Consider the following 9,361-nt stretch of genomic DNA (forward strand, 5'->3'; position numbering starts at 1 on the left):
ATTTTTGTGTATACTTAAATAATATGTTTCATGTCCGTTGAACGGGGGATACAAATGTCAGTATTGATGACTTGGTTTGTCCTAATCTTTCTTACAGTCACATTTCTATATCTTACATGGAAAGTATATAAAGTCTACCTACAAACATTTGATACATTCTTGTTTTATGGTTTTTTTGGACTGTTAATTTTTTCTGCCAATGTTCTGTTATGGGGCGTTAACTATTTCATTGGTAACTTTAGTGCCGTGAGTGTCTTCATCTCGATTTGTTTTATGATTGGATATGGACTAATCTTCTGGGCTTTCTTCCATAAAGTGTCTATATGTATCAACAGCAAGTCCGAGAAGACAATATTTGGCTTAGACATCTTAATTGTTATTACCGTTTCGATTACAATTGCTTTGTACGTAGCGGTGAAACCATTTTTAACAACTTATAACTTTTTCCATCTTACGAATGGTCTCATTATATTATATCCAATCATCGGGGTCATCCTTTTATTTACTATCATTATGATATGGTCCCACGAGCGTTCAATACAGAATCAAACCTTTACCGTGACCATCATCGGCCTATTGGTGATGATTACTAGCTCTACACTATTTAATTACCATATCCTAAATGAAACGTATCGCATTGGAAGCTGGATTGACATCTTTTATATGGCATCCCTCTGCATTTTGGCATACGCTTTCTATTTATATGTGCCTGCAACCTATTGCGATTGTAAGACGGAATTCGACATTCCTGATATTCGAAAAACATTTGCTCCTTATATATTTGTCGCGGTTTGGTTTTTACTATTTATCTTCAGCAGGGTTAGCCCAATTGATGACGACTGGGAAGCTTCTCTTTATAACTCAGGGGTTATATTGATTTTCCTTACCATTTTAAAACAGTTAATCATTTCTTTAGAGAATCGCAAGTTAATGGTTCAACTCGATGTTTTGTCTTCAACAGATGCCTTAACCGGTTCTTTAAATCGTCATTTTCTAAATCGGTATGCTTTGAAACTGCATGAATCAGGCCTCGAAAGGATTAGTATTCTATTTATAGATTTAGTCAAATTCAAGGAATTCAATGATACGTATGGCCATATAGCTGGTGATGAAAGACTTAAGCAGTTAGTTTCACTAATGGATGAATGCATTAAAGATGACAAATACATTATCCGTTATGGTGGCGATGAATTTATCGTATTACTACCTGATGCCGAGAAACGTGTCGCCGAGAAAGCGAAACAATCCTTGGAAACCTGTCTTGCTACGTATAGCCAGGCCCATTCCGATATGAGTCCTCTCCTCGTGACCGTCGGAATCAATACATCAACAGATTTAGATATTCTAAAAATCATCGACAAAGCCGATCGTGAAATGTATAAAAACAAGCGGTTTTCTGAGTTGTAAACGAACAAAACAAGGATTTGATTTCTAAAATTAACAAAAGTGCCAAATGATGTCCACAAACCGGACTTAAGTCATTTGGCACTTTTTTAGCAAGTCTTTTTAGCGGTAATATAGATACACAATCAGTATTACAAAAATCATAGCATGGGCTAATTCAACAAGCCCAATTACGAGCGGACGCTGAGGCTTTGATGGCAACAACCCCTTGATTATTGCTGGAATAAAGGCAAGAAACCAATGATACGGTAACGTAAGTGCTGTAAATATGATAATAACTGCATGATACATTCTACTGATGAACTTAAATTTTGTATTACCCTTTTCTCTTATCAAAGTCTTCACATGAAACGTGCTGGTCATGAAATATATCACAGATAATAGCCATACGTAGAGCATTAATTGAAAGTTCGGCTCGTGAGCTGAATTGATATATACTCCTGCTACCCCACCAATGGACATCCCGATAATTGCGACAAAATCATTCAAAAGGGATCGTTCATTATTTCGCTTCGCATTTACAATATTGACAGCTACCACTGGCAACAGAACTATACCTAGTGTCATAAGCCATGGGTGTGTCCAAACTAAAGGCACCACGAAAAAAATACTGAAAACTAGATAAATGAAAAACCAACGATAGTATAAATCTCCGTTCTTGCGCTCACCTTTCACGATTCTAGTCAATGGATATATGCTTAAATATAGGCTAACTGTTCCCAGAAATAGCAGAGCATGCCCTACTGTAAACCCAGATAATAAACTTCCTAAAATCAAGGGCATAATTAACATCGCCCAAGCTCCATGCTCTCTTGGTAGCATCATAACTTTTCATCACCTCAAAGCAAGGATATCAGCAACTTCGTGTTCCCGCTATGAGATGTATCACTTTTTCCCAAATTTTAAAAAGAAATAAGGAGAGTTCACCTCTTCTTGAAGAAGTGTAAAACCAGCATTTGCTGCAATTTCTTTCATTCCTTCTAAAGACTGTTCCTTCTCTTCTCCACCTATGCCATAAGAAACTGAAACCGCTTGATCACCAGGTAGGAGGATTTCTAATTTTCCGACAAACACTTGTTTCAAGGTAGTAATCGAGAAATCCCACAGATATAATACTCCGTCAGCTTTAAGAACGCGATAGCATTCGTTCAACATCTTCTGTTTGTTTTCAGTGTCTCGCATATACATGCATGTGAAAAAACTTGTAACAACGTCAAATTGTCTATCATCCAACGGCATTTCACGAGCATCACCTTGAATCCAGTGGATTTTGGCGCCCACTATGTCTTCAATACCTTTTTCTCTAGTAATATTCATTTCTTCTTCAGCAGACTCAAGTCCATATATTTCTCTTCCTAGCGATCTAAAAATAACAGACTCTCCGCCAGCGCCTACATCAAGCACTTCCAATTCAGCAGAAATTGTTAAGTCCCGTAAATCAACTACAATATTTTTAATTTCCTCAACATCAGAAGCTTGGATTGGTCTCGTTAATTCTGCTCTACCCACCCGTAAGTACCTCCTTTTATCTTATTAGAATTATATGTATATGCGCCTATAGCAGCGGCGATAACACTCTAGCACCAGATTCTTTCACTTTATTCATAAACGGTCTTCGCAGAAATTCCTCTTTAGATATATATCGACAATCTGATAAATCCTTTAAGAAGTCTTGCTCCAATCGTTCGACCACCTCTTGTTGAAACAGAAAAGCATTGACTTCAAAATTCAGTTGGAAGCTCCGCAAGTCCATATTCGCTGTGCCAACGGAAGCAACAACTCCATCGACCATGACAATTTTCGCATGAACAAAGCCTTTCTTGTACTGATATATTTTGACCCCAGCTTCAATCAGTTCTTCAAGATACGATTGTGTCGCCCAAAATACAACATGATAGTCGGGACGATTCGGAATTATGATACGTACATCTAATCCACTAAGTGCCGCTGTCTTCAATGCCATCAAGATACTGTCATCAGGAATAAAGTAAGGCGTGGTAATATAAATTTTCTCTTGGGCAGATGCCATGACCGAGTAATAGAGCTGCATAATCGACTCCCAGTCCGTATCTGGACCACTCGCAGCAACTTGTACAAGAGTGTCTCCTAAATTACCATGAGACGGAAAGTATCTTGCATCATTGAGACTTTCTTTCGCTACGAATTCCCAGTCTTGTAAGAAAATTCTCTGCAAGAAATATACCGCATCTCCCTCAAGACGCAAATGCGTATCACGCCAAAAACCAAATCTTCTCCCTTTCCCTAAATACTCATCGCCAATATTAATTCCACCAACAAAACCAACTTGACCATCCACAATAATAATCTTACGATGATTGCGATAATTGATTTTACTATTTAAGAAAGGTACTCGGATTGGGACAAAACAATGAATATCTGCCCCCAGAGCCCTTAATGGTGCAAAAAATGATGGAAAAAAATCCACTCTCCAGCTACCTACTCCATCATAAATAATGCGAACTTTCACGCCTTCTTTGGCTTTTTTAATAAGCTTGTTCCGAATGGCTGTACCGAGTTTATCGTCTTTCATAATAAAATATTCGATATGAATATGATCTTTCGCGTTTTCTAGCGCTTCAAATACCGCTTTGAATTTTTCTTTGCCATTTGTTAGCACATTAGCTTTATTATTAATAGAAAAAGGGGAGAAATTATTGCGTAAAAGTAAATTCATCAATCTCTTTTTAGAATAATATTTTTCATCCAAAAATGATTCTTTCTGCTTTAAAACGAGTCTCTGAGTTTCAAGAATCGCTTCCACATCGCCAATTGGGTTAATCATTTCCTTACGTTTTACACGCTTCTTTTTACGAAGATTCCTTCCAAAGAAAATGTAAAACAAGAATCCGACCACTGGCAACAGATATAATACCATCAGCCATGTAACTGTTTTCGCAGGATTGCGATTTTCAAGCACGATGACAATGCCTATAAATATTACCGATACCGTAAAGCCAACGGAAGCAACTACTGTTATTAGTTCGATCCAGTCCATAGGCATCCCCTTAACCTACAAGCTTTTTTTCGAAGTAATGCACTTCACGATTTCTAAAAATCTGATTGTACTGCTCGGTCTCACCAGTAGCGCGATAACCATGTCGCATCCAAAACTTCTCTGCCTGCTTATTTTCAGTATCGATGCCCACTACTATACTATCGCTTCCACGATCAAGTGCATATGATTCTATATGTTGAACTGCTATTTCGCCTATTCCCTTACCACGATAATCTGGGTGGATGAGTAAAATCGTGATAGCCACTTGTTCCTCCCTCGGATATCCTTCCGCAAAAAAAATCGCTCCGATAAGCATAGTATTCTCAAAAATCCCGAAACGCTTTAATGGTGTATCCCCATAGTTCGTGACCATTTCCGTTTCCGCTCGACAACCGCATACTCCTCTACCTTCAACTAGCTGGAAGTAGTCATTGCAAGAGAAAAATAGTGTTTGCAACTCAGGAATGTGCTCATTTTGTATTGGATGTAATTGTATCGTATTCAATAGAGTACCTCCTTCGTGTTTAATTCTCTATTAAGATATTCACTTTACTGGAAATAGGCGCACGTTTTTCTCCACTTTATTAGAATATCCAATTTCAGAATTTCCCCTCATCTTACTCCAATCATTTCATCTATATTGTACCATTTTCTTTTGCCTGCTTGTCAATTTCACCTGCAATCTAATGATAACTCATTTCATGTGAGCTTTTATAACATATGGGCAATATTTTTGAAAATAAGTGTTGCTTTTTTGCAAAATATAACTTAAAATACAAATAACAAAACATATTCTAACATAAGATGTTAATTATTATTACGCAAAGGGGTTGTCAACATGAAAAAAATTGAAGCGATTATTCGACCGGAACAATTTCCTGAGTTGCATAAAGAACTTCATGCTGCAGGTATCAAAGGTTTAACAGTATCCGAAGTTGCAGGTTATGGTTTGCAAAAAGGCAAAACTGGAGTTTATCGTGGTAACTTTTATGACGTTTCTCTATTGCCAAAAATCAAAGTAGAACTAGTAGTAGGAAATGACACCTACGAAGATATCGTAAAACTAATTCAGAAAAATTGCTCGACTGGAAAAGTTGGCGATGGCAAAATCTTCATTTACTCGCTAGACAATGTAGTACGCATTCGCACTGGCGATGAAGGCGAAACAGCAATTTAACTTTACAAGAACAGATTGGCAGAAAATAACAACTTAACGGAAGGAATGATTTATATGAAAACAAAAATGCGATACATGCTGTTAACCTTCATTCTATCGACATTATTCTTATCTTCATTCGTATCAGCAGCAGAAACAGTAGAAGAGTTAATCTCTGAATTAGATTCATTCGTTATCTTAATTAGTGCTTTCCTAGTATTCTTCATGCATGCAGGCTTTGCAATGTTAGAGACAGGGTTTACACGGGCGAAGAACGCTTTAAATATCTTGTTAAAGAACTTTTTCTCAATGTCAGTCGGTGTCATAGTATATTTCGCTTTAGGGTTTAGTCTTATGTACGGCGCTTCTTACGCTGGCTTTGTAGGCTTTAATGGTTTCTTCTTAATTGGAGATTATGATTCAATCGGTGGATTCTTATTTGACGCAGTTTTTGCCGCCACTGCAGCAACAGTTATTTCTGGGGCCGTAGCAGAACGTATTAAATTAGGTAGTTATATAGCAATCGTTGTGTTCATGACTGCAATCGTGTATCCTGTCGCTGGACACTGGATATGGTCTGATGATGGATGGTTATCAGCTTTAGGCTTCTCTGATTATGCTGGATCCACACTTGTTCACTCCGTAGGAGCATGGGGCGCCATTGTAGCAGTGTATTTCTTAGGTGCTCGCCTTGGTAAATACGATAAAGGCGTGGTTAACACGATCCATGGTCACAATTTACCACTTGGTGCTTTAGGTGTATTTATCCTTTGGTTTGGATGGTTCGGCTTCAACACTGGTAGTGCTTTAGCTTTCTCCATCGACGAAATGATTCACGTGGCAGTTACAACATTATTAGCAGCTTGCGCTGGTGTTATTGGTGCATCCATTATGTCCGTCATAAAATTCAAGAAAGTTGATGCTTCATTAACTTTTAACGGTGCTTTAGCCGGTCTTGTAGGTATTACTGCTGGTCCAGATGTTATTTCACCACTTGGTGCTTTAGCCGTTGGTTTCATTGCTGGTATAATACTCGTGCAAGCAATTCAAATTATCGACCAAAATCTTAGACTGGATGACCCAGTAGGCGCAATCGCAGTACACGGTATTTGTGGCGCATGGGGTACTTTAGCAGTAGGGTTATTCTCAGTAGATAGCGGTTTATTCTATGGTGGCGGCGCTGGGCAGTTAATGGCGCAGGCTATCGGAATTGTATCCGTCTTCGTATGGGTTGTAGTAGCAATGGGAATCTTCATGTTCATACTAACAAAGGTAACTTCAATCCGCGTTCCTGCTGAAGAGGAAGTGCAAGGTCTTGACTTCGCTGAGCATGGTTCATCCGCTTACTCTACAGGCTTATCTTCCTTAGGCTTAGGGCTAGCTGATCGTTTAAATATCATTAGTAAGAATGGTAAAACTACTTCACTTTAATGCAAAACCACCAATTTATTGGTTTTGAATACTATCCTCTATCCTCTCTCGACCTCTACATTAGTAGGGGTCACTTTTTTTTGCAGCAAATATCTTTATGTATTTTAAAGCTACAAGTATAATAGGTATAGGTATATATAAAGAAAACTTAGTTCAGATGGATTTTTTACTCCTCCTGAACTTTAGTTGCACTTATTTCGAAGCTTGGCAGCAATTATCCCCCATTTTCACCTAAGGGTACGTAATGGTTCTATCTATTTTAAAAATAGAAGAACCATTACTTAGAAGTGGGAGTTTTAGTACCGCCGCTGAGATAGAAAGTTTGTTAACGTTTGAATTTCTAATATCAACATGGGGGTTTTTTTATGAGCGGACAAAGAATGTTTATTGCTGTATTTTCTCTTTTATTTATAATTGTTGGGCTGTTTATCGTGTTAAGCGGTAATGACTCAGACACTACTTCTGATCCCAATCAGCAAGAGCCAGCGCCAGTAGATTTATCGAGTATTGTATTACCTTATGATACGAGTCCGATGATTGGAGATGCAAACGCTCCTGTAAAATTAATCAAATTTGGCGACTTTAAATGCCCTAGCTGTGCGAAGTTTTCTTTGACCCATTATGAACAAATAAAGTCAGACTATATCGATACAGGTAAAGTTGCCATGTACTTTATGAACCTCCAATTTTTGAAAGATGATTCTAAGGTTGCTGGTCGATATGGAGATGGCATCTACCGACAAAATAATGAAGCGTTCTGGGATTATTACAAGAGCGTATATGAAATTGCTCAAGTGAAGCAACTGAATGAAGAAGTACTTTCTAGTATTATTGATTACGAGCACTATGGAATTAATTTAGATGAAGTAAAAGCGTTCGCCGCTAGTGCAGAAGCTCAAGCCAAGCTGGATTCGGATTTAGCAATTGCTGATGCCTATGGAATTAAGTCTGTACCTTCTTTCATTATAAATGGCAGCCTAGTGGAAGGTCCTAGTTATGAGCTTTTAATTCAAAAAATCGAGGCAGAATTGAAAAAGTAATGGTGGGATGAGAAATGGAAGATTTTAAACAACTCGTAAGGCAACACGCCTTAACATTTGCTTGGGCTATCTCCTTAATCGCGATTGCTGGAAGCTTTTATTTTAGCGAGGTTATGGGTTTTATTCCTTGTGTGCTTTGTTGGCACCAAAGGGTAGCCGTATATCTGATTGCCATCTTGTTAAGTGTTGCAGCGTATAAAGATAACCTGAGGATTGCCAAAGTCTACGTGTTGCCACTCGCTTTCCTTGGTTCTACTATTTCTTTGTATCATTATGCGTTACAAAAAAAATTCTTACCTGAGTTTCTAAAGTCCGATACTGGATGTACGATTGGCGTGCCGTGTGATGGAATCTATATTCAATGGCTTGGTTTTATCACAATACCGTTTTTGGCACTCACTGCTTTTATGATGATTGCCATTACCATCTTAACTGTTATGTATTTCAATAAGGATCGAGCAGATGCTCCTGAAAGTTTAGAGATAAGCAACAACTTAGAGCGAAACACCAAGACGGAGCCGTCGGTTCCAAGCTTCGCTATCTTAAGAAGATTATATATTACTTGTTTAGGCTATATGGTCTTAGGTTTATGTAGTGGCTTGTTCTATCGAGAGTACACTAAGTTCCATAATTATTACGGCGATACAAACTTAAGTGTCATGCATACCCATGCTTTGACTTTAGGGTTTCTATTCTTCCTTATCGTCATTTGCTTAGAGGTTACCATTCGAATATCGCGATATAAAGGGTTCGAAGCGTTCTTCCTATATTATAATCTCGGTCTGATTATCACGATTCTCCACTTAGGCTGGCGCGGGCTTTTGCAAATTTGGGGTACGACATTAAATATTGCACACGTCGCAGGTTTTGGACATTTCTTACTAAGCATTGGTTTGATTATGTTTTTCCGCTGTTTGTGGTTCGCAATAAAGAAAACTTAGTTCAGATGGAGTTTTTGCTCCACCTGAACTTTAGTTGCACTTATTTCGAAGCTTGGCGGTACTTATCTCCCACTTATAAAAGTGGGAGTATTAGTAAAAGTCGCTGAGATAAAGTCATACAGGTTGAACATGCCCCTGTCAAGTAGACAGTAGAAAAAACAAAAGTATTATGGCGTCAATCATTAGTTATGGTTGACGTTTTTTCATGCTCTTCAATCCATTTATTCCACGGTCCTGTTGACATGGGGCCCTTGTACCCTCTGGACTCCCGTTTCTTGGGCGGAAGTGATACTAGATCATTATTGGCTTCCGCCGTCAGTATTTTACCAGAGGGTACTATCCCATATAAACAGGCTTTCGCGGCATAAATTAT

10 protein-coding genes are annotated in these 9,361 nt (G+C 38.3%); 5 read left to right on the top strand and 5 right to left on the bottom strand.

All coding sequences use genetic code 11. The features are described from left to right. The first annotated feature begins 54 nt into the window (after nucleotides 1-54). Complete coding sequence (locus BHU72_RS02465) at nucleotides 55-1,407, top strand: GGDEF domain-containing protein (RefSeq protein WP_069701039.1); 1,353 nt, start codon at nucleotides 55-57, stop codon at nucleotides 1,405-1,407. Between the two features lie 99 nt (nucleotides 1,408-1,506). Here the strand turns inward: BHU72_RS02465 and BHU72_RS02470 are convergent, their stop codons facing one another. From BHU72_RS02470 to BHU72_RS02485, 4 genes are read right to left on the bottom strand one after another with little or no spacing between them, the layout of a single operon-like run. Further along, complete coding sequence (locus tag BHU72_RS02470) at nucleotides 1,507-2,229, bottom strand: YwiC-like family protein (protein WP_069701040.1); 723 nt, start codon at nucleotides 2,227-2,229, stop codon at nucleotides 1,507-1,509. 60 nt (nucleotides 2,230-2,289) lie between these two features. Beyond that, nucleotides 2,290-2,913: a class I SAM-dependent methyltransferase gene (locus BHU72_RS02475; RefSeq protein WP_069701041.1), complete on the bottom strand. Its 624-nt coding sequence runs from the start codon at nucleotides 2,911-2,913 to the stop codon at nucleotides 2,290-2,292. A 46-nt stretch (nucleotides 2,914-2,959) separates the two neighbouring features. Continuing rightward, nucleotides 2,960-4,420, bottom strand: a complete 1,461-nt coding sequence (gene cls / locus BHU72_RS02480; protein WP_069701042.1) for a cardiolipin synthase — start codon at nucleotides 4,418-4,420, stop codon at nucleotides 2,960-2,962. A 10-nt stretch (nucleotides 4,421-4,430) separates the two neighbouring features. Further along, on the bottom strand, nucleotides 4,431-4,925 hold the full coding sequence (locus BHU72_RS02485) for a GNAT family N-acetyltransferase (protein ID WP_069701043.1): 495 nt from the start codon (nucleotides 4,923-4,925) through the stop codon (nucleotides 4,431-4,433). A gap of 333 nt (nucleotides 4,926-5,258) precedes the next feature. Here BHU72_RS02485 and BHU72_RS02490 point away from each other — a divergent pair, with 333 nt between their 5' ends. The 4 genes from BHU72_RS02490 to BHU72_RS16345 all read left to right on the top strand — a co-directional run bounded on the left by BHU72_RS02490 (nucleotide 5,259) and on the right by BHU72_RS16345 (nucleotide 8,988). Continuing rightward, a complete protein-coding gene (locus BHU72_RS02490) occupies nucleotides 5,259-5,597 on the top strand; it encodes a P-II family nitrogen regulator (protein ID WP_069701044.1) in 339 nt (112 codons plus the stop codon). A gap of 54 nt (nucleotides 5,598-5,651) precedes the next feature. Then, nucleotides 5,652-7,007: an ammonium transporter gene (locus BHU72_RS02495; protein ID WP_083248210.1), complete on the top strand. Its 1,356-nt coding sequence runs from the start codon at nucleotides 5,652-5,654 to the stop codon at nucleotides 7,005-7,007. A gap of 365 nt (nucleotides 7,008-7,372) precedes the next feature. Then, nucleotides 7,373-8,047, top strand: a complete 675-nt coding sequence (locus BHU72_RS02500) for a thioredoxin domain-containing protein (RefSeq protein ID WP_069701045.1) — start codon at nucleotides 7,373-7,375, stop codon at nucleotides 8,045-8,047. A 14-nt stretch (nucleotides 8,048-8,061) separates the two neighbouring features. Then, nucleotides 8,062-8,988 carry a disulfide oxidoreductase gene (locus BHU72_RS16345; RefSeq protein WP_069701046.1) on the top strand — a complete coding sequence of 309 codons (927 nt, stop codon included), beginning with the start codon at nucleotides 8,062-8,064 and terminating at the stop codon, nucleotides 8,986-8,988. Between the two features lie 175 nt (nucleotides 8,989-9,163). On the opposite strand, the gene BHU72_RS16005 is transcribed toward BHU72_RS16345, so the two are convergent. Next, a partial coding sequence (locus tag BHU72_RS16005) for a hypothetical protein (protein ID WP_218076083.1) occupies nucleotides 9,164-9,361 on the bottom strand: 198 nt, incomplete at its 5' end.

This window comes from Desulfuribacillus stibiiarsenatis (assembly GCF_001742305.1).
GTDB lineage: Bacteria > Bacillota > Bacilli > Desulfuribacillales > Desulfuribacillaceae > Desulfuribacillus_A > Desulfuribacillus_A stibiiarsenatis.

Coding starts and splice junctions, on each gene's coding strand:
- BHU72_RS02500 (WP_069701045.1), top strand. CDS start 7,373: ATGAGCGGACAAAGAATGTTTATTGCTGTATTTTCTCTTTTATTTATA.
- BHU72_RS02490 (WP_069701044.1), top strand. CDS start 5,259: ATGAAAAAAATTGAAGCGATTATTCGACCGGAACAATTTCCTGAGTTG.
- cls (WP_069701042.1), bottom strand. CDS start 4,420: ATGGACTGGATCGAACTAATAACAGTAGTTGCTTCCGTTGGCTTTACG.
- BHU72_RS02495 (WP_083248210.1), top strand. CDS start 5,652: ATGAAAACAAAAATGCGATACATGCTGTTAACCTTCATTCTATCGACA.
- BHU72_RS16345 (WP_069701046.1), top strand. CDS start 8,062: ATGGAAGATTTTAAACAACTCGTAAGGCAACACGCCTTAACATTTGCT.
- BHU72_RS02470 (WP_069701040.1), bottom strand. CDS start 2,229: ATGATGCTACCAAGAGAGCATGGAGCTTGGGCGATGTTAATTATGCCC.
- BHU72_RS02465 (WP_069701039.1), top strand. CDS start 55: ATGTCAGTATTGATGACTTGGTTTGTCCTAATCTTTCTTACAGTCACA.